The sequence below is a fragment of the Spiroplasma endosymbiont of Stenodema calcarata genome, assembly GCF_964031205.1.
Lineage (GTDB): Bacteria > Bacillota_I > Bacilli_A > Mycoplasmatales > Mycoplasmataceae > Spiroplasma.
Window position 1 is genome coordinate 1016670 of sequence record NZ_OZ035018.1, and the last position, 22027, is coordinate 1038696.

The window sequence follows — 22027 nt, forward strand, 5'->3', positions numbered from 1 at the left end:
ATCAAGTTTGCAAACAATACATTTTTTATCCATTGTTAGCACCCTTAAATTGAAAACAATTTCAGCATACAGTCGCACCATTTTCCCAAAATTTATCGTTAATGCAATTAAAACATAATTGTTTTTTATTCATAATTAGCATTAACTTTCACTTGGGGATTTTGACAATTACGGCTAAATTCATAGGCTCTAATATATAAATCATAAACTTTTTTGGTTTCTGCTTTGATTAATCGTTCTGTAATATAAATAAAAACAAATTCATTAATAGTTTTATTTTCATTATTTACTACTAAATTTTTAATAATTCCATATTTTCAATGTTTTTGTAAAACACTAGTAGGTATTTGTTTATTTAAAATAATATTAAAATGAATCGCTCCGCATTTTTGATAATCATAAATACGAAGATATTTAAAATCACTACCATAATAATACTGTAATTTTTGAATTCATTTTTTAAAATATTTATTTGCTTCTCTAATATCAGTAATATTTTCTTTAAAAGTAAGAGTAATAAATGTTAAATTATTACATTCACTAAAATTATAATTTGCTTTTTGAATACAATTTTTCTGTGAACGATAACAATTTTTTTTCGTTTTATTAATCATATTAACTATTACTTTCTGAAATTACTGAAGTATTAAAGTATTTATTAATAAATTCTTGCTCGTTATAATTTTCTGTATATGGTTCAACAATTCCAATTTTTCCATATCAATTAATACCAACATAAAATCAAGTACCAAAATTACACAAAGATTTTATTTGTTTATAATTTTCATCATCTTGTTTAAATCATTTATCCATTGGCAATAAATTTGAACTTTCATATTCTCCATTCTCGTTTTTTTCTATTGGTTGAAATTTTAAGACATCATAATTGTCTTCTTTACCTGTTTTGGTATTTTTAATAATTCTATTTTTGTTAACCTTTGTTAACATTACTAAATATTTCATATTTGAAATCTCCTTTTAAAAAACTATATAGTTTCTTAAAAGATTTCTTAAAAAATTGAAACTTAAATATAAAAAATGATTAAAATTATTGATACAAAATTAGTGTTTTTTATTTGAATAAATTTATAAAAAATCATAAAAAAACATTTAGTTATATTTAAGTTCCGGTGAAGGAAACCTTTTAAGATTTGAAACTCAAACATAATCAAATGTTTAAGTTAATTTAATAATACAATAAAAATTAAAATTGTCAAATTTTCAACACAAAAAATAAAAATATTGTAAAATATACATCCCCATCTTGTTTTTTTTTTTTTTTTTGTTTTAATTAATTTGTGGTGATTGTTGGTGAAGGCAATTACCACTTTTTTAATGAGTTTTTTACTCATTTTTTTATTTTTAACATCTTAAATTTTTAAATTTATTTGTATAATTATTAATTATTTTATTATTTTGATGTCTTCACATTTTACTTTCGTGTGAAACATATTTTTTAAATTCTCTAAATTTATCTAAACCAAAATAACTGTCACAGCTGAAACCAACACGAATACCTTGTTTATTACCAAAACTAAAATAATTAAGTGTTTCATCAGATGACATAATTAAATCTAATGTATCTAACTCAACAACTCCAACTTTTACTTTTGGGTTTTTACAATTACGACTAAATTGATACGCTTTAATGTTTAAATCATAATGATTTTGTGACTTATCATTATTAGCAGTTTTAACAATATATTTTGCAAGATATTTAACAACATCTTCGTTTGTTCCACTACGAACTTTAATATTTTTATTAATACCGTGTTTTCAGTATTGTTGCACAGTACTATTTGGTATTTTTTGATTTAATATGATGTGAAAATGAACTGCTCCCCGTTTTTGATATTCATAAGTATACATATATTTTAAAATTCCTTTATGATTTTTTGCTCGAATTGGGTTATTTCATCAACGATTAATATTTTGAAAAAATTTCATTAAATCATATTTACACTTTTTAACATCTGTTTCATTAACAGCATAAGTTAAAGTTAGAAAACTTAAATTTTTAGAGTTTGAAAAATTATGATATGCTTTGCGAATACAATTTCCTTGTGTTCTAATACGGCTATTTAATAACTTTTTATCATTTTTCCCTGTATTTTTAATACCATATTTATTACGAGGGATATTATTAATTACATCTAGCGGTAATACAATATTTTTAACATAATTACCATAAAATACTTTTTTTAAATAATATTCTTTTTTAGCATAATTTAATTTATTCATAAATATATTATGACTATTAATCTTTAAATTATCTTGAATAAAAACATTATTCATTTTATAAACTCCTTTCAAATAAAAAAACACTAAATTACATTAATAAAAGTTCCGGTGAAGGAAACTATAAATAGTTTGAAACTTTCAATATAATTAAGTGTTTATATTTAAAAGTTATTTTTATTGTAATACATAAATTGTAATTTTACAATTAAATTTATTGTATTTTTTAAAATTCAAAATGTCGGAAAATACTGCTCTAAAACCCTTATTTTATTGGGGGTTGTTTTTTTAACCCCTTGTGTTTATTGGGTTTTTTTGATGTTGAGTTGTGTTAGTTAATAAAATTCAAAATGTCGGAAAACACTGCTTAAAAACCTTTATTTTATGGGGTTGCTATTTTAAAAGTTGTTATATTTGTTGGCTTTTTTTGATGTTGAGTTGAGTTAGTTAATTAAAATTCAAAATGTCGGAAAACACTGCTTAAAAACCTTTATTTTATGGGGTTGCTATTTTAAAAGTTGTTATATTTGTTGGCTTTTTTTGATGTTGAGTTGAGTTAGTTAATCAAGTAAGGGGCTTCGCCCCCTGTCGCTACGCGACATTCCCCCGCAAACAACACACACGGCACGGCATAAATGCCTCCGTGCCGGTATGAGTTTGCCCGTTTATATATATTTATTTATGTAAATATTTACTTTTTATATGACCGCTTACTTTTAATATCTAATTTACACCTTAAAAGACTTTATAAAAACAAAAAAACATAGATTACTGAATGTAGCCTATGTTTTAATTACTTTTGCAATTTCTTATAAACTCCAAAAACTGAAATTGTACCTTGGCAAGTACATTAAAATTATAACATTTAAAAAACAAAAAATCATAATAAACTAATTATGAAAAAAATTTTATTAAATTACAAAAAATATTTATTCAATTTCAAAATTGAATGAAAAAACTTTTTTTAACACCTTAAATTTTTAAATTTATTTGTATAATTTTCAATCATTTTATTATTTTGATGTCTTCACATTTTACTTTCGTGTGAAACATATTTTTTAAATTCTCTAAATTTATCTAAACCATAATAACTATCACAACTGAAACCAACACGAATTCCTTGTTTATTCCCAAAACTAAAATAATTAAGTGTTTCATCAGAAGACATAATTAAATCTAATGTATCTAACTCAACAACTCCAACTTTTACTTTTGGGTTTTTACAATTACTACTAAATTGATAAGCTTTAATGTTTAAATCATAATGATTTTGTGATTTATCATTATTAGCAGTTTTAACAATATATTTTGCAAGATATTTAACAACATCTTCGTTTGTTCCACTACGAACTTTAATATTTTTATTAATACCGTGTTTTCAGTATTGTTGCACAGTACTATTTGGTATTTTTTGATTTAATATGATGTGAAAATGAACTGCTCCCCGTTTTTGATATTCATAAGTATACATATATTTTAAAATTCCTTTATGATTTTTTGCTCGAATTGGGTTATTTCATCAACGATTAATATTTTGAAAAAATTTCATTAAATCATATTTACACTTTTTAACATCTGTTTCATTAACAGCATAAGTTAAAGTTAGAAAACTTAAATTTTTAGAGTTTGAAAAATTATGATATGCTTTGCGAATACAATTTCCTTGTGTTCTAATACGGCTATTTAATAACTTTTTATCATTTTTCCCTGTATTTTTAATACCATCTTTATTACGAGGGATATTATTAATTACATCTAGCGGTAATACAATATTTTTTACATAATTACCATAAAAGACTTTTTTAAGATAATATTCTTTTTTAGCATAATTTAATTTATTCATAAATATATTATGACTATTATTTTTTAAATTATCATAAACAAAAACATTACTATCTTTAAACATAAAAAGACTAACTCCTAACTAAATAAAATTAATTCTGACAGATAGATTTAATCTTAAATAGTTAAGACTTAGTCTTTGAATACTTATTTTCCATTTATGTATATATTTATATACTTTTTATAGTGTCGGAAACCACTAATACATCGTATTATCTGTCAATACTTTTATACTAATATAATAACATAATCTTATAATTTTTAATATAAAATTATTAATAAAAATCTAACAAAATATTTCATACATGCGATACTCTTTTAAGATTAAACATATCTCTAATTAGCAGCATTTTTTTATACAAATCACGGTTAATATTAAATGTACGAACAATATATTTTTTATTATAAGTAATCTTATTTTTTAAACTTTCAACTTGTTCCAAACTAACATCTAAATCAAAATCATTTAACAATTTAATAAAAACATCTTTATTTTTTAAATTATAATAAATTGCTAAATCTTTTAATAAAAAAAATTGTTGTTCTGACATTACAGCATAAGTATCTCAATTTTCAACAACAGAACTATAAAAAATATCTAATATTTGCAATTTTTTATCTTTACTATTTACTTTATATTTTTCGCCATTATCTAAAACTAAAATCATAACTACTCCTATTTAATCTAATAAAAAAATAGGGTTCTACTACTATTAATAACTTTAACATTTTTTTTAAATTTCAAATCTTAAAAGATATTCCTTAACCTTTAGAAACCTTTTAAATATTAAGTTGTCGTTGCTAATAGCAATAAATAAATATTATATTTTAACAATCTGTTTCCAAACTATATAAAAAAGTGATTATATATAAATATCTGTAGAACCAAATTGCTAATAGCAATTAAATACTTAATCCCAATCACTTATAGAACTAAGATAATTTAATACTAAATTATTAAAAAACAAATGTCAACAAAAATTAACAAAAAAAATGTAAAACTAGGGTTCTACTACTAGTCTTACAATATTAATTAAAACAAAAAAAAAAAAAAAAACAAGTTGGAATGTATATTTTACAATATATATTCATAAATATTAATTTAAAATGTCGGAAATTACTGCTCTAAAACCCTTATTCTATGGGGGTCTGTTTTTTTAAACCCTTATGTTTATTGGGTTTTTTCTATGTTGAGTTGTGTTAGTTAATTAAAAAAATATTTTATCTATACTAATGTTATTATAACAATTTATTAACAAATGAAAACTATTTTTTATAGTATTATAAACTCCTTATTTTATAGGGGCTTATAATAACATACTTTAAAATGCCTTCTGTGCCACCCTGAAAGTTATTTGCATCGGTAAAAGATATAAAAAATATTAATAAGTCCTTAATTTTGACATATAGTTATACTAATACGTATAAAAATATATAAATAAGTATTTGACATCCTTATAATAATGTTATGGTACCCTGTAAAATTATGTAGTAATAAAACAAGCACCGAACGATTTAAAAAACTATTCGACGGTCTACGAAAATATTATCAAGACAACTACAAAATTCCCTAAATTTCCCCTACTTTAACACTAGCAAATTGAATTAAAAAACAACTAAATAACTATGCCTGACAAGAACACAATAGTTACCAAATTTTAAATGATGTACATGAAACAAAATAAAATCATAAATAATTTTGAAAGTAATAGCATTTCGTAATTGCATTTTTTGGAACAAGAAATAGTGTTAAAAAATATATAGTAAAAAATTACAATACATAATAAAGAAAATACAATTATATTAAGTTGAATTATTTTATTAATTAATAAAATATCAGCAAACATTGTAGGAGGAATGAAAATGAAAAAATTATTATTTTTATTACCTATTTTCCCGATTTCAGGCAATTATAGTTTCGTTTTAAAGGAAAATAATATTAAATTTCATCAAATATACATTTTAGGGGATAGTTTGTCAGATACAGGAGGGCTTGTTGGTGCTGGAACTGATTTTGTAAAAAATAATTATTTATTACCACATTTGAATAAAATTTTAATGGACGGGCCATATTATAAAAATCGATCATTTTCTAATGGTCCAGTTGCAGTAGAATACTTAGCAAAAGAATTAAATTTTAATTTAGTGCCCAGTTGGAAATTTAGTACTTACTTTGAGTCATGTCATTATGAACAAGTTGGGAACAATTATGCAGTTGGTGGCATGCAAATTGGCGACAATGATTCATAATATGGATATTTTGTAAATAATCGTCTTAGTGTCCCAAATCAATTAAGAGCTTTGGAATCACACCATAAAATTCAAACTGATGATTTAATTATTCTAGAAGCGGGAAGTAATGATTTATTAGCAGCAATTGAAGAAAGTAAAACGGAAAAATCATTGGCAATAATAAATACGGCTATTAATTCGGAGGAAACAGTTATAAGAAAATTGTTAGCGGATGGTGCCCGACATATTGTGGTGACAGATGAACCAAATCTAGGATTAGTTCCTCGCTATTATGAAACAAATAAACAAGAAAATGCAACACTTTGATCACAAAATTACAATGAAAAATGAAACAAAATGTTGAATAAAATTAAAGTAGATTATCCCAATGCGATTAGAAAGTATGAATTTAGTAAAGCATTTTCGAAATATCAAGATTTATTTAAAAAGAAGGGTAAAAATACTACTCAATCTGCAATTAAATCAATATTTAGAACATTGTTAACTTCCGGAAAAATTACAACCGAATATATAAATGGTGCCAAACCAGAAACATTGAATGACTTTTTCTTTCTTGATGAAGTTCACCCCACTAGTTTAGTTCAAAAAATGGTTGGAGTTGATATGATTCAATTAGTGAAAAACTGAAATTAATAAAATAATATTCAAAAAAATAATGGAGAAAATAAATAATGAAAAAATTATTAAATATTTTAAGTGCAATTAGTTTAATAGGAACAAGTACACTAGGAATAGTAAGTTGTAAAATAGATATTTTAGACGATGGAAAAAGAAACGATGTTGGTTATTGAAATCAAATGTTCCCAATTGATCAACCGTTTAAGAAAGTTGACAATAAATATTTTGCAGTGATTTGAAGAACATCAACAGAAGATTATTGAAAAATTAATTTATTTAATTTTAAAAATAGTAATATTACCAATGTTGGGACTTATGATAAATATATTATTGAATATAGTATTAAACAAGGATATAATTCAGGATTAATGTTAGTTGAACAAAAGGATTGAGGAAATGTACTAATTAAAAGATGAGAAGATGATGCAAAAGAAAATAAATATTTTAAAAGTTTATATAACTGAAATGATAATTCTATTCCAACAGTTCCTAAACTTGATGATAATGGTAATATTATAATATAAAAAATAGGAGTAAAATCCTATTTTGTCTTAATTTAATTGTCCACTTTCTTATTACTGGAATTGCACTAAAATCACCTTTTATATAATATCTACTTAAATTATAATTACCACCTTTAACAAACTATTCATATAATATTCACATTTTTAATTTTACACTATCATTATAAAATCTAATTTGTGTTCTAAAATGATAACCTGGTTCTCTTCTTCAAGGATAATTTCTCTCTTTAAAATGTTTAAACATAACATATCGATTTTCATTTATATTTTAAATTTTAATGGAAAAAGGTGCCATTGTATAATCGTCTTTAACATGATATGTAATTGTTCCTTGAGCATCTGTTCAAATACGAATACTTACAATAACTATTATATTCTACAATAAAATGACAGCGGACTAAAACGTACAGCTTCATTAATGGCAGTTAGTTCAGGTTATATTCTACATCAATTAATAATTTTTGTTGTTTTTAAGTCTAATTTAATAAACTTAAAAACTTTATTATGAATAATAATAATTTTTTGTTTTGATAATCCATTATATTTAAAAATTGTTGAAAAATTTACTAAATTCTGTGTCATATTTAAAATTCCTTTATAAATATTTAAATTATGTGATGGAATATAGTTTTATTAATGATTCCACAAGTCATGATAATTCTTGTGAGTAATGCGGGGGAGAATTGTTTCACGGCGACCAACAACTGGATAATCAAAATGAATAATTGTTTTAACAAAAACTGGTGTAATCACAACAAACCAAATAAGACTAAAAATTGGAATTCAGAAGAATTGTGTCCCTTTTGCTCCTGGTAAAATCCCTTTGTAAATAAAATCAATTAATCCATCCGTTAATGATACTCAAATATGAACCCTTAACAATGACATAAATAAACCATTTAACCCCTGAATTGGGGCATAAACAAAGAAATATAGTAATGGTGATGCTAAAAGAATAAATAAGTTAATGATTACCATATTCCCTGTTAGTAGTGTTACTAAAAAAACAATGGTCATTAAAAGAGCTGTTGAGATCCGATTTTCTTTCTTACTAGTTAAAATAATTGCCACACTCACACCTAACGAAGCACCAAAGACAACCGCATAATTAGGGGGTAGTTTTAATTGAAATAAATTACCAAAATTTTGACTATACAAAAATCAATTGTATAACCCGGTTTCAATTCCATTAATTTGGGGTAATCGGTTAAATGGTAGGTTTGACATTCATTCAATTAAAGATAGTTTCGTATCTAATAACTGTGGTTGTTGTAAATATGTTCAGACTGCTTGAATAGTTTCGTTATTTCAACTTTGTGTAAAAATATTATATTGTCAACCATAAATGTATGAAATATGTTTAAATAACTCCATAAATTCTTGTTGTGATAAGACTGGCATATTCCTTTGCACAAACAAGTTTCCTGAAATATTTTTAAAACCAAAAGGTACTAACAAAGTATTTAAAAATTCATATACAAAAGATGCCCCTAAAAATTGGCGGGCACTTTGATTCCACATTCAAAAATAAACTTTATTTAGTCCAATTGCCATTGCAATTCATAATAATAAAAAGACAACTGCTAACATCATACTAGCAATGACAACAATGATACTAACGAACGGAACCCCATTTAATAACCCCAGTGATTTTGGCATTCGAAGATCAATACACTTATAGTAAATGTACGATGAAACTAGACCAACTATCAAACCACCTAGAATTGAAGTATTTAAAGTAACAATTCCTAGCGTTGTTCCTAAAAATAATGATAAATTATCATCATTATAGAAAAATAAAATACTAGTAACATGTAATGTTCCTTGCGGATTTACCTCATATTGAATTAAAGCAAATTGGGTTACTGCAAAAATTAAAAAACCGATAACAGCAATTGCGACAACTTTGACATTATTAGTAATGCTAATAACAGTAACAAGACAAAAAATAATTGACAGATTATCAAAAACAGCTTTACCAATTTTAATGAAAACACTCCCCATTGCAATTAAAACTTGATCTTTAGTATAATTACTTAAAATGGTACCAATTCCATAAATTAAGACGATTAACAACAATGAAATAATTATTACTGTAATAATTTTGATAAAGCGTTCATATATATCTCTAATTTTTACCTTATTATTACGATAGACCTTCCCATTTTTTTTAATTTGATATAACTTATCAATTTTTAACATTTAAAATTAACGTTTGTTACCGTAAAGGTTACCTATCGCTCATAAACTGGATTGACCCAGCAATTGAATTATAAAATGGATACGGCTTAGCATATTGCTGCGTGATATTTAGAGTGTACATTACACCGAATTTAATACTATTGTCTAATAACATTCCAACAACTGCTAATTCAATGTAATCTCCAATAAATGTTGATTTAATTTTGGCTATATAATACATTAAACCTGATTTACCAGTATTAAAATTTCTGGTACTATAAGCAACATTATCAAGATCATTATGTTTATTATCCCCTTTTAAACTAGTTTCGATACTTGAGTTAATAAATTTAAAATAAGGATACTGGCTAACAAATGCTTCTCATGTATTAGCATAATCTAAAAAGTTAAAAACTAACGGTTTTTCATTATTTGTGACAAATCTCATCCCAGATTTCGGATATATAATTGTGTCATTACCCGACATTACCCCAATATCTCAATTTAAAATTGCCTTTGCTGCTTGGTGTTGACTAAGTGTAGGTGCTAACGTTGTTCCCAACGTTGATGCTGTTAAAATGGTAAAAAATGTTTTTTTCATATTTAAAGAACTCCTTTTCTAATATTTAATTAATATTGTTAATAATTACTATAAGATTGATACAAATTAATACGAAAAATAGTTATTCACTATTCTATAAAGTTAATTTTAGCAGATTTTGTTTGAGAAAAAAAGTAAAAACTAGATAAATAACTATTTTTTACTAAATTTAATAAACACAAAATAATACTCTCATATTAACTTCATTGTTCATATTTATAAATCTTTGTAATAACATTATCAATATCATTATCATACAAAACAAAGGGAATAAGTTGACCTGATTGTATCGTATAACTATATAAGTATAATGATTTTTCCAACTTATTAACAGCTGAACTAACTTTTGCAGCTGTTTTAACTGCTGCTAAGGCTAACTCTTGTGATGAAAAGTAAATAAATTTGCCCGCTTGATTTGGGTCTTCAATCCGATAAACAACATATCGTCCATCAGAAATCGTTAAATCCCATGATCGTTTAACATTCGGATCTCATGTTTTAATTTCATTTTTATGAATAAACTTTGATGTTAACTGAATTTTATTCGTTAACTGTTGAATTGCTGTTATTGCACTACTTGTTGTTACTTCTTTATTACCAAAAACATCATAAGCGATATATTTCTTACGCAAGGTACGATTTTTATTAATCAGTTCTTTTTCTTTTGCTTCTTGCAATGTCGCAGCTAACATGCGCCCATCACGATCAGAAACATCGGGTTCTGGTGAATAAGAATACATTAATTTTGTTTTAAAATTACCTTCTAAAAATAAGAATTGGTCAAGCTGATCTTTAGTGGCTAAGAAGTCTGGTCGCAACTGGTAATACTGCTGATTGTTATAAACAATCGGGTTTTGTAATAACTTTTCTTTCACGGGAAGTCAATTTAAATAACTACCAATTAAGGACTGACTATAACCCTTATTATAATTAATATCATAAGACTTATCTTTATAAATAAAGCCTTTCCCATTTGTTCCATTGAAATTAATGTTTTTAATATAATTACTATCTTTAATATCTTGGTATTTTACTTGTCGATTACTATCTGCTCCAAAATTAGTTAATACTCCATTGAAATAATGATCATATCATTCATCATAGAAATGATTTTTTTCTTCTGTTGTAATATTTGCATTGGAAAAAACACCTTTTTTCTCAGCCGTAACATCTAAAAACTGATCATCACGTTTTGTTTGATTAGCATATAACTTAATTTTCCCCACTGATTCATCAACAATCCCATAATCATCAAAACTTGGGGGTCAGATTTTCCAAAAGCATAACTTCATTTTGGCACTAAATTAATTAGAATTATAGCATCTTGATTCTTATAAACTCCTCTAAATTCCCGAGTTCTATAATATCGACCGCTTATTGATAGACTACCTTCTGCTCTTCTGTTTCACGCATTGTTTTTAAAAAACCTAATTAACGCATTTCCTCCGCTAAAATTATTCCCTTTTAATTCAATTGTTGTACTATCACCAGCATAATAATCCTTATTATTTAAGCGCCGGCCAGTTTTATAATCATAGTATTCAACTGTTAATCGGTTTGAACCCGTTGGTGAAATTGCTAAACGATATTTTGTTTCGGTTTTAGTAATAGTTTTATAATAATCACCATTAAAATCTTTCCGAAAATCTTTTTTTAATAAAACATAAATTAATTTACTATCTCCAACTTGAACAATTGGATTTAATAATGTTTTTCCTAATAATGATTGATTTAAATTAGCATAATATCCTTCATCCATTAAGGAAATTAATGCATTAATGTCTTGTGTATTAAAAGCATTATAATATTCGTTATTATAAATATAATATAAGGACTTATTAATCTGCATTTTATATTTTTCATTAATTTTAGCCTCTTCCGGAGTATCAAATCAATAAAAACCATCATAACTATATTGTGGTTTTACTAAACCCTCATTTGTATAAGTTTGGAGCGCCTTTTCTTGAGTATAAGCAACATTCCCAAAAGCATCACGATATAATTGAGGAAAATTATTTAAATCAGCATCATAAATTTTTTTGTCATCTAATGTCATATATTCATAATTTTTAATAATTTTATTTGGATTAGAAGAAGTTACGACCGAAGTTACTTTATTATTTTTTAATAAATGTTCATTTAATGCTTCTTCCGAATAAAAAGTATGACCATCATATTCACTATAATTTACTTTACCACCATAAATACGGTTGGCTAAAATATCTTTCCGCAGAACTTCACGACTAATTGCATAATTATTTGTTGTCTCAGCAGTTGCATAATAAAGACTAGAAGTAGCTGTTGGGGTAATTGTCGCAATTGACGTTACTAACACTAATAACTTTAACATTTTTAATTCACAACCTTTCTATCATCTTTTTTTTCCTTGCACCACAATGATATTAGCATTAACTCAGGCCATAAAATCATTTTGATTAAAGAAGACATGTTTCCCAAATTGGAACCTATTTATTGTCGCATCAAAATTTAAGATTTGATAATTAATATGATTTCATAAATAATTTCAAACTTGTTGTTCGGACATAAAATATTTTTGATCACCATAATAATCTAAACAATAAATATCAAAGTTAACTCCTAAATAATTTGATAAATTATTATACTGAGATGTTGTGATTAAATCAGTATTAATAACTTGCTTATTATCAATCATTTCATTCATATTGATAAAATTAATAATTTCTGCCTCACTATTTGCAAAAAATACTTTTCCCATTCTTGTTTGATAACGATAAGAAACATCAAACTTAGCTAAAGCAACATTTTCCGCTAAACTAGCTAATGCTTCATCTTTACTTGTAAAAGAATTCCCAAAACCATCTAAGTAAAAACTTCGTTTTTTTGGTTCAAAATAAGTCGTAAAGATTTGATTAATAAATTTATCTTTCTCAGCACTTAAAGCTGAATCATAATCAACATTGCTAATACAATTAGTGTCATCAGCTGTAGTCCCACATATATTTGCCTTACTAATTGTTTCAGGTAATAAATACGGAACATCTTTCGCCATAATACTAATCATTAACTTTTTGTTTGGAATATATCGTTCCGGGTGCAAATAAATTTGACGAATCAAATCTTCTTTAGCAGCATTTTTTGATAAATAATACTTATCATTAAATTCATATAGTTTTTCTCCCTGCGTTTTTTTATCAGCTGGTAACATATAATTTAATGCCGAAGATGCTAATTGTGTCACCAATGTTTTTGGTTGAGAAGAACTTAAAGCAATATCGAGAATTGGCAATTTAAAAGTTGGGGTAACATAATAAATCGAATTATTATGATCAATTTTATATTCCATAGTTTTCAAAGAAATAAAACTAAATGTCTTACTTAACTCTCATATCCCACTAAAAATATTTAGAATTGGTAATGCTTTACCAACAAGTTTTAACTTACTTAAAATTTTTCCAGCCGAACTGCCAATTGCACTTTTTAAATTTCGACTTAATTGCTTTCGACCTGTTTGAATTTTATTATCACTTGTATTACCATTTTTATAAAGACTTTGAAATCCATCCGCAATTTTGCCGACTCTGGATAGGTTAAGATAAATTGGACAACAATAATGTAGAGTAAATATTTATAATTAAATTACAATGGAGGTGTAATTATGGCAAAGAATCATTATACCGATGAATTTAAGCAACAAATTGTTGGTCTTTACAAAATGGGTCAAACTCCTGAGCAATTAGCCAATGATTACCAAATTGGTAAATCTACTGTTTGGAAATGAGCTCACCAATTTAGTAACTCGGACTCATTTAAAGCTAAAGACAATAGAACGCCAGAAGAAAACGAATTAATTCAATTACGTAAAAAAGTTAAACAATTAGAAATGGAAAATGACATTTTAAAGCAAGCAACACTGATAATCGGCAAAAAATAGCAATCATTAAAAATAACAAAGCAAAATATCCAATTATTAATTTATGTAAAACATTGAAATTGGCTAGATCAACATATTACTATCAATTAAAAGCAAATAATCCCAAGAATAATCAAAACATTGATAATGCTGTTATCAGTATTTTTCTAAAAAGTCGTAAAAATTATGGAACAAGAAAAATTAAAATCATGCTAGCTCAGCAAAATATTATATTATCTCCTGTAAAGATTAGTAAAATAATGAGAAAATATAACTTAATTTCAAATTATACAAAAATCAAATACAAACATTCAAATACAAGCAATGTTACATATAAATATAATAATTTATTAAATCAAGAATTTAATAATTATAAACTACATGAAGTTGTTGTCAGTGATTTAACATATGTTTTTATTAAAAATAAATGATATTATGTTTGCTTTCTAATTGATTTATTTAATCGTGAAATTATTAGTTATGATGTTAGTTTACACAAAAATGCAAAATTAGTTAAAAATACCTTTAATAAACTTAACTTTACATTAAATGATATTAAAATATTTCACACTGATCAAGGTAGTGAATTTAACAACAATCTTATTTATAACTTTTTAACTAAAAATAACATTCAAAAGTCTTACAGTAAACCAGGTTGTCCTTATGACAATGCTGTTGCGGAATCAACATACAAAATTTTTAAAACTGAATTTATTAAAAATAATAAATTTAAAAACATTGAGCAGTTTAAATTAAAATTATTTGATTACATTAATTGGTACAATAATATTCGAATTCATAGCAAACTAAATTATTTAACACCAGTACAATACAGAAATTATTACTCTACATAAAATTTGTCCAAAAAACCCTTGCCATTCCAAAGCATCAAATTAAAATAACATATAAGATTAATATTTTAATATCTATTGAAAATTATATATGAAAAAAATTGCAAGATAAATTATATCTTGCAAATAATTTGATACTTTTCCTAACTACTAATTTTATAAGTTATAATTATATATGTGTAAAAATTTACACACTCAGGTGCGCTGACTGTTGATCAAAGTGGTTATCAACAAAAAACATTGGCATTTGCCAAAAAATGAGGTCTAAGTCTTTAGTAAAAAATTTAATAATTTAATAAATTTTGATGACACTTATTGGTCAAGCCAATAAGTGTCATTTTTATGCTATAATAAAATTAAGAAAAAATTATGACGAGTGTTTATTAATTATTAAAAATTTACAAATTAAATATTAAAGTTAAATAGAAGGGAAGTTTAATAATGAAAAAATTATTAATAATTTTTAGTATTATTTCATTAACACCTTTAACAATTAATATGACAGATGATAACTTTAATAAACAAGAAAACGAAACAACGCAACGGATAGATTCGACAACAAGTAAGATAACTTCTGATAATAATATCGAGCATAATAATAATTTAATTAGTGTTAAACAACATATTAATTTATTAACTGCAATCAAAAAAATTAAAATTAAAATTAATTATCAACAATTAGATCAAACATTATGAAATTCAGAGATTTATCAACTTTTAACAAGTAACCAATATCTTGCATATTTAGAAGTAATGAGTCAATTAGGTCTTCTTAATTTTGATAATGATAAAGCATTTTTTAGTGATAATATGGCATATAATTGACACAATGGTTTTATCCAAGAAACAAAGTGATATTGATTTGGATATTGAAAATTACACATTGCAAAATGGCGATGTGACCAAGTCTACAATTTATTAACAAATGGGGGCAATGCAACTAGTATCTTTAGTGATGGATTATCGAAAACACCATATGGAACAATTCTGGGGATTGCTAGTGGGTTGTTAACTTTAATTGGAAATGATTGAAATACTAATGATGGAATGATAGTTCATTTTTATTTGATTACTCCGGTTTGATTTTCACACCGTTAATAATAAAAACAAATTATAATGAAAAATTATAAATTATTTTTATCAAGTATGTGAATAATATGGATTTATCAAATTAGTGTTTTAGCAATTTTTCCCATTTTTTTGTTTTATCATATTGATGCATCAAGTGCTGAGTATATAACAAGTTATTATTTTAATCATCCGCTTGGATGGGCATATGGTATGATTTTGGTTAGTTTTACTTTTTTTGGTATTATTTGTAATATTGTAATTTTTTGTATTAAAACTAAAAAAGCAAAATTTATTCGACCAATCGTAATTTTAATTAGTGTTCTACCTTCAATGGTAATGTTTTTTCCAGCGGTTTTATTATACCTTGACCCTAGCTGCCAAGAAAGCTATACCTTTGATTTACAATGGTATGATGATAAGTATAATAAAGTTGGAAGATATGGAATTTGAATCTTTAATTTAGTTGTATTGGTCTGATTAGTTTATGTTATTTTATTACCATCAGGAATTAATTTCCTGATTACAAAGAAAACAGATTTAATTGTGCCAGGAATGTCATTTGAAATATTTTTAACAATTGTGATTATTTTTATTGTAACTTTAATTGCTTTTTGATTAGGATTAGTGGCATTTAATACAAAGAATAAAAAAGTGCAGTTATGGGTAAGTATTATTTGTTACTTCCTAGCATTTTCATTTATTTGTAATGTTATTTTCCCAATTTTATTGTTAACTTCATTACGTGGTGAAGTTCAGAAGTTAGTTAGTCGTTAATGTTATGATATCAGGATCTTTTAATAACTTCTGTTGTTAAAGTTTCTTAATTTAGCTAAAAAGAGTATTTTTATATTAAATAATCCTTGCATTTATTTAGTGACTTAGTAAAATTAAAGTACTAGAAAGAAAACTATTGAGGATATAATGAAGAAACTATTTACTAAAATTAAATGGCAGTGGCAACACTTGTGACATATTTTTTTGTTGCAAGGCTTTTTGGTTTTTATCGGAATTTATTTAACATCCTTAGGGATTGCTATTTATGCTCCTACTAGTACAGGAGCAAGTCAAATTGATTTTACTGTTTTTGCTTTGTTAGCATTAATGTATGGTAATTATGGTAATGGTCATTTACATGATACCGTGCTAACGGCGCATTATGCAGTGGTATTATGACTGTATTATTTAGTTCTAATTTTATTTACAATTATTTTTATGTTAATTACAAATATTAAAGCGTATCAAAAAACAAAAGATCGGGAAATTTGAGTTAAATTTGGTATTATGATTATTGGCGATTTATTTTTGGCCTGATTGTTACCATTGTTAATTCATTTTAATTGGAAATATATTATTTCTGCTGATGCAATTCAACAATGAGCAGAAAGTTCTGGTGGAATTGCCGCCTGATTATTTTTAGGAGGATTTTCATTATATTGCATTGGTATAGCAATTTGAATTTTTAGTAAGACATTATATGGACCTTATAATGATATTTGTGAAGCATTTATTAAATTAACGAAATTAAAATATCCTGTTGCACGAATTTTATTAGATGTAATGATGGTTATTCCTGGCTTTATTTTTTGATTGTTTTTACCATTAAATAATGATAAATGAAACTTTTTATTTACTAATTTTAGTTTTGGAACTGTAGCTTTTGTTTTTATTTCAGGGCCGTATGTTAATGTTGTAAAAAAAGTTTTAGCCAAATTTATCAAAATTGATTTATGAAAAGCGAATATTCTTGCGAAACAGCGGAACGATTAATTGTTCTGGTTGTTTTTTAATATTAAAATAAAATGAAAACATCTTTATTATTCAATAAAGATGTTTTCATTACTTAAAATTTGTCAGACTTTTTTTAATTTTTATTTTAATTAAAAATTAAGAATAGAGGTTACGGTCCTATTTGTAATTTCTATTTTTAAAGTTTGACTAATTCATTAATAAGATTTATTTGTTGCCTTTGATAATATGTTTTCAAAAGTCTTTTATGTTGAGGTTGGATGTTCTAACATTAAGGTACTAATTTCTTTATTATTAAATTTAATAAAAGATTCTTCTAAATCCCTTTTATTAATTACAAAATCTTTTAATTTTTTTGCTTTAACATCAGTTTCTAATTGTTGCAATGTGTTTAGCTCAACATTATTTTGGTCAACACCACTCCGTTTATATTTAAAAAGATATGGTACAAACACCTTTGAACAAATAAAAGATAATAATAAAACAAGTGGAAAAAGAAGAATTACTAATAAAACTTTAAAAAACGTATAATTATACTGCCTTACTTTTCGTAAACTTTTTTTGTAATTTGCCTCCATTGTTCCACCACCAATATGTTTATTATTTAATATATAATCATTAATTATAGCACAAGAAAAAGAAAAAATATAATTAAATTTCTTTAATTTTGTCGAAAACTCTTGATGAAATAAAAAAATCATCAATATGACAATTTGAAAAATAATTTTGTTTAAGATCATGATTTTGCTTTAAATTTTTTAAACGTTAAAATATAATACCGTTGATTGTTGTTTTGGTGTTAAACCTTTATGTTGGTATTTTCATTTTCATAGATTTAAATAATTTTGAATATTAGTGAAACCCAAACCATGATAATGAATTAAGGCTTCTTTAAGACTCGATTGTAATTTACTAATCTTATTTAACTTTCGATAACTAGTATCAGGGTTTGTACTAGTTTTGGTAGAATATAGAGTAGAATTTGTTTGTTTTGCTACTAATAAATATAATGGTTGCATGTCAGAAATAATTATTGATTTTTCTTTAATTAATTGCTTATTCATATTTTCAATAATTCATTGTTTTTGTAATCGTTTGGTATTGGTGGATTGAACAAAAATATTATTATTGCTATCAACTACCATTTGAATACAGCATTTGGTATTAGTTGAAAATGGATCAAGATGAGTTTTTCGTTTATCAAATTTATCTTTAAAATTACCTTTATGGATTTCTTTAATAAAAGTTTCATCAATTTGGATTTGACCATTTAATTTTTTAAATTTTAATTGAGTATTTTCTAATTGTTTTGATTGCATTAATTTTTGACGATTATATCAAGCAGTTTTTGGTGTTGTTTTAATAAAACGGGAAATTATTTTACTAGATTGTCCTAATAATGAAATTTGAATTAATAAATTTCACTGTTCATAATTTAAATGACTTCAATAAGTAAAATGATGACGAAAAGCATCAAAACTAGCACGACATTTTTTACATAAATATTTTTGTTTTCCTTCGGGATTATGACCATTTTTAACACAATGATAAGATTTACAATCAGGACATATAATGCCTTTATCTCTAAATTTTTGATCAATTTCATTTAAACGTTTTTGTTTTTTGATTACTTCTGCTTCTTTTTTTATTTTTTCAGCAAATTCTAAAAATTGATCATCTGTAAAACTGTTTTTTAATTCTGTAATTATTTTTTCCATCAATTATTTACCTCTATATATTAAAAATATACCTAAAATTAGATATATTCTATAAATATCAAGAGTTTTCGACAAAATTAAAGTAAATTTTTAAATTAAAATTAGGCATTGCTCTAGCTTATGAAAATTATAAGAGAATAATAATTGTTATCATCCTTAACATAAATTATAATTTTTTTATGTTAATTACTTGAAAAAATCGCTATAATTAAATTATCCAACTTTACCAAAAGTTATCAAAAGTTGCTAATAATTAAAGTATTTGTTAAGAATTATTAGCATATTATTTACAAAAATTTTATTTAATGTTTATGAAGGAAAGGAATATATTTATGTTAATTGCACATCGAGGTTTTCGTAGTTCACTCGGAGAAAATCGGATGGTTGACTTTACTAATGCATTAAAAACTTGTCATGGCGTCGAATTTGATATTCGGATGACTAAAGATCATCAAATTATTATTTTTCACGACCATAATTTTAAAAGAATTGGAAATATTAACAAAACTGTCCGGCATTTTACTTATCAAGAAATTAAGGAAATTGACTTTTTTAAAAAAAATCCAAAATTCTTACCCCCCTTATTTATTGAGGATTTTGTTAATAAAATTGCTGATCAGTACCAAATAATTAATGTTGAAATCAAACCAGACCGTTATAACGAACAAGAATTTAATTTAATTAAAGAAGCATTATTATTATTGCAAACAAAAACAAATGCCGAAATTATTGTTTCTTCATTTGGTTATGATGCTTTAAAATTTATTAGTAACTTAAATAGCCCTTTAAAAAAAGGTTATTTAATTGAAAGTTTAAAGGATATTGATCAAAATTTAATTACCAAATTTAATTATTTGCATCCATCAATTGCGACAGCTAAACAAAAGAAAAATGTTGCAATTATTAAGAATCTTAATTTACCATTAAATATTTGAACTTTTAAAAGTGAGAAAGATTTTAAAATTATTAATAATTTGTATCCATCCAATTTTATCAATAGTTATATTAGTGACATTCCAGTTTTAAATCCAACCTTAAAATAATATTTTTATTTTGAAAGGAGACATAATGAAAAAAGCCGAAAAAAAAGAAAAGATTATGACCAAAACAATATGAATTATTGCCCTTTTAGCCCTAGCTGATGTCTTAGTAATGGCCGTCCCATTCTACTTAAAAAACGTTATTTCATCAGTAAAAATCTCGGAAGGTTTAGGAATTACTGCTTCACAATTTTCACAAGCTAATGCTATTTATGGTTATGTAGCATTATTAAGCTATTTTATTGGCGGTTATTTTGCTGATCGTTTTAATTTAAAAAAGTTAACCCTAATTGGTTTAGCAGGAATTGGTGTCATTAGTATTTGATATGGGTTAATTCCTTTTATCACTAGTGGCAAAATTATTCAAGTCTATATTATTTTTTCTTTATGAAGTTTTATAACTTGTTTTATTTTTTGAAGTGCCTTATGAAAATTATTATCAGAACAAGGAACCCCAGCTGAAAACGGAAAGTTAAATGGAATTCATGGTAGTTTAAATGGATTAATCGGAACCGTTTTAATTGCTATTGCGTATCTTGTCTTCTGATTATTTGAAAATGTTTGAACAGAATCATTAGGACACTGAGCTTTCCCTAGTTTTTATCTTTTGCGGGTTGATTTTTATTAATTGCATTTTATTATAAAAATTTGTTCCTGATTTAAATCACAATTCAAATCAAAATAATAATTTTGATATTAAAGAATTAGGAAAAATATTGAAAAATGTTAAATTATGAATTGTAACCTTATTAATTATGGGAGTTTATATGTACCAATCGGGATTATCTGTCTTTGTCACTTTTATGCAAGATGCTTTAAAGATCATTCCAATTATTGTGGTTATTGCTGGAATTTTACGAACCTATTTTTTCCGGTTTTTATTTAGTGCTCCAGCTGGTAAACTAGCTGATCGTACTCAAAAATATATCTTATTTATTGTGATTGGTTTAAGTTTAGCTTCCATAATTACCATTATTGCTATTAGTTTACCAGGTTATTATGAAACAACATTTGAGAACATGTCATCACCAAGAAAGATTACCATTCAATCCTTAGTTGTTATCTTATATTTAACATTAGGAATTATTTGTTGAGCTTTAGTTACTAATCGTTGAGCAACAATATATGAAATTAACATTAATCAAAAAGAATATGCGGCATCAGTTGGTCTAATTTCATTCATTGCTTTTTCCCCAGATGCTTGATTTTGACAAATTGATTCAATTCTTTTAAAAAATTATGGAACTGAAGCAGGTTATTTAACGAATAAATTAGCAAATCAAGTTAGTCTAGCAATTATTACGGGGATTGGTTTCTTTGCCGCGCTAGCTGGAATTGCATTATTATTCGTTTTAAAAAAAGAAAAACGACACAGCCTAGTATTTTACCATCTTAAAAATAAAAAGATTTTATCTTAAAGATTAAATTTTAAAATAAATATCAAAAAAAGAA

The 22027-nt window shown here is 25.0% G+C and carries 21 protein-coding genes and 1 pseudogene; 10 read left to right on the forward strand and 12 right to left on the reverse strand.

Annotated features, from left to right (window positions below; translation table 4 throughout):
• Window positions 1–125 precede the first annotated feature (125 nt).
• The 5 genes from ACQH24_RS05475 to ACQH24_RS05495 all read right to left on the reverse strand — a co-directional run bounded on the left by ACQH24_RS05475 (window position 126) and on the right by ACQH24_RS05495 (window position 4748).
• Window positions 126–614: a rolling circle replication-associated protein gene (locus ACQH24_RS05475; RefSeq protein ID WP_425379617.1), complete on the reverse strand. Its 489-nt coding sequence runs from the start codon at window positions 612–614 to the stop codon at window positions 126–128.
• Between the two features lies 1 nt (window position 615).
• Window positions 616–963, reverse strand: a complete 348-nt coding sequence (locus ACQH24_RS05480; protein WP_425379618.1) for a hypothetical protein — start codon at window positions 961–963, stop codon at window positions 616–618.
• Between the two features lie 399 nt (window positions 964–1362).
• Window positions 1363–2295 carry a rolling circle replication-associated protein gene (locus ACQH24_RS05485; RefSeq protein ID WP_425379619.1) on the reverse strand — a complete coding sequence of 311 codons (933 nt, stop codon included), beginning with the start codon at window positions 2293–2295 and terminating at the stop codon, window positions 1363–1365.
• A gap of 907 nt (window positions 2296–3202) precedes the next feature.
• Complete coding sequence (locus ACQH24_RS05490; RefSeq protein WP_425379620.1) at window positions 3203–4144, reverse strand: rolling circle replication-associated protein; 942 nt, start codon at window positions 4142–4144, stop codon at window positions 3203–3205.
• A gap of 211 nt (window positions 4145–4355) precedes the next feature.
• Window positions 4356–4748 (reverse strand): hypothetical protein, encoded by a 393-nt coding sequence (locus tag ACQH24_RS05495; protein WP_425379621.1) that lies wholly within the window; start codon window positions 4746–4748, stop codon window positions 4356–4358.
• Between the two features lie 1306 nt (window positions 4749–6054).
• On the opposite strand from ACQH24_RS05495, the pseudogene ACQH24_RS05500 reads away from it, so the two are divergent.
• Together ACQH24_RS05500 and ACQH24_RS05505 are read left to right on the forward strand one after the other, a co-directional pair.
• A pseudogene (locus ACQH24_RS05500) lies at window positions 6055–6966 on the forward strand (SGNH/GDSL hydrolase family protein).
• 38 nt (window positions 6967–7004) lie between these two features.
• Entirely contained in the window at window positions 7005–7475 is a 471-nt protein-coding gene (locus ACQH24_RS05505; RefSeq protein ID WP_425379622.1) for a lipoprotein, read from the forward strand.
• A gap of 633 nt (window positions 7476–8108) precedes the next feature.
• Here the strand turns inward: ACQH24_RS05505 and ACQH24_RS05510 are convergent.
• From ACQH24_RS05510 to ACQH24_RS05530, 5 genes are all read right to left on the reverse strand, one after another.
• The gene (locus ACQH24_RS05510; protein WP_425379623.1) at window positions 8109–9677 is read right to left on the reverse strand and encodes a PTS transporter subunit EIIC; all 1569 of its coding nucleotides are present in this window, start codon (window positions 9675–9677) and stop codon (window positions 8109–8111) included.
• A 28-nt stretch (window positions 9678–9705) separates the two neighbouring features.
• Window positions 9706–10257 carry a hypothetical protein gene (locus ACQH24_RS05515; protein WP_425379624.1) on the reverse strand — a complete coding sequence of 184 codons (552 nt, stop codon included), beginning with the start codon at window positions 10255–10257 and terminating at the stop codon, window positions 9706–9708.
• Between the two features lie 197 nt (window positions 10258–10454).
• Window positions 10455–11483, reverse strand: coding sequence for a hypothetical protein (locus ACQH24_RS05520; RefSeq protein ID WP_425379625.1), 1029 nt, complete (start codon window positions 11481–11483; stop codon window positions 10455–10457).
• Entirely contained in the window at window positions 11429–12607 is a 1179-nt protein-coding gene (locus ACQH24_RS05525; protein ID WP_425379626.1) for a hypothetical protein, read from the reverse strand. Before ACQH24_RS05525 ends, ACQH24_RS05520 begins: the two co-directional genes overlap by 55 nt.
• 18 nt (window positions 12608–12625) lie before the next feature.
• Complete coding sequence (locus tag ACQH24_RS05530) at window positions 12626–13582, reverse strand: hypothetical protein (RefSeq protein ID WP_425379627.1); 957 nt, start codon at window positions 13580–13582, stop codon at window positions 12626–12628.
• A gap of 312 nt (window positions 13583–13894) precedes the next feature.
• Between ACQH24_RS05530 and ACQH24_RS05535 the strand changes: the two genes are divergently transcribed.
• From ACQH24_RS05535 to ACQH24_RS05555, 5 genes are all read left to right on the forward strand, one after another.
• Window positions 13895–14170 carry a transposase gene (locus ACQH24_RS05535; RefSeq protein WP_425379385.1) on the forward strand — a complete coding sequence of 92 codons (276 nt, stop codon included), beginning with the start codon at window positions 13895–13897 and terminating at the stop codon, window positions 14168–14170.
• A gap of 41 nt (window positions 14171–14211) precedes the next feature.
• Window positions 14212–15003: an IS3 family transposase gene (locus tag ACQH24_RS05540; RefSeq protein WP_425380700.1), complete on the forward strand. Its 792-nt coding sequence runs from the start codon at window positions 14212–14214 to the stop codon at window positions 15001–15003.
• 438 nt (window positions 15004–15441) lie between these two features.
• On the forward strand, window positions 15442–16098 hold the full coding sequence (locus tag ACQH24_RS05545) for a hypothetical protein (RefSeq protein WP_425379628.1): 657 nt from the start codon (window positions 15442–15444) through the stop codon (window positions 16096–16098).
• Between the two features lie 48 nt (window positions 16099–16146).
• Window positions 16147–16845: a hypothetical protein gene (locus tag ACQH24_RS05550; RefSeq protein WP_425379629.1), complete on the forward strand. Its 699-nt coding sequence runs from the start codon at window positions 16147–16149 to the stop codon at window positions 16843–16845.
• Window positions 16846–16992: 147 nt separating this feature from the next.
• Window positions 16993–17838: an SPE_1075/MLC_0560 family membrane protein gene (locus tag ACQH24_RS05555; protein ID WP_425379630.1), complete on the forward strand. Its 846-nt coding sequence runs from the start codon at window positions 16993–16995 to the stop codon at window positions 17836–17838.
• A 224-nt stretch (window positions 17839–18062) separates the two neighbouring features.
• On the opposite strand, the gene ACQH24_RS05560 is transcribed toward ACQH24_RS05555, so the two are convergent.
• Both ACQH24_RS05560 and ACQH24_RS05565 read right to left on the reverse strand, forming a co-directional pair.
• Window positions 18063–18518, reverse strand: coding sequence for a hypothetical protein (locus tag ACQH24_RS05560; RefSeq protein ID WP_425379631.1), 456 nt, complete (start codon window positions 18516–18518; stop codon window positions 18063–18065).
• Window positions 18519–18575: 57 nt separating this feature from the next.
• Window positions 18576–19535, reverse strand: coding sequence for a transposase (locus tag ACQH24_RS05565; protein ID WP_425379371.1), 960 nt, complete (start codon window positions 19533–19535; stop codon window positions 18576–18578).
• Window positions 19536–19867: 332 nt separating this feature from the next.
• On the opposite strand from ACQH24_RS05565, the gene ACQH24_RS05570 reads away from it, so the two are divergent.
• From ACQH24_RS05570 to ACQH24_RS05580, 3 genes are all read left to right on the forward strand, one after another.
• A complete protein-coding gene (locus tag ACQH24_RS05570; protein WP_425379632.1) occupies window positions 19868–20578 on the forward strand; it encodes a glycerophosphodiester phosphodiesterase family protein in 711 nt (236 codons plus the stop codon).
• 25 nt (window positions 20579–20603) lie between these two features.
• On the forward strand, window positions 20604–21203 hold the full coding sequence (locus ACQH24_RS05575; RefSeq protein ID WP_425379633.1) for an MFS transporter: 600 nt from the start codon (window positions 20604–20606) through the stop codon (window positions 21201–21203).
• A gap of 88 nt (window positions 21204–21291) precedes the next feature.
• Window positions 21292–21993, forward strand: a complete 702-nt coding sequence (locus tag ACQH24_RS05580) for a hypothetical protein (protein ID WP_425379634.1) — start codon at window positions 21292–21294, stop codon at window positions 21991–21993.
• Window positions 21994–22027 lie beyond the last annotated feature (34 nt).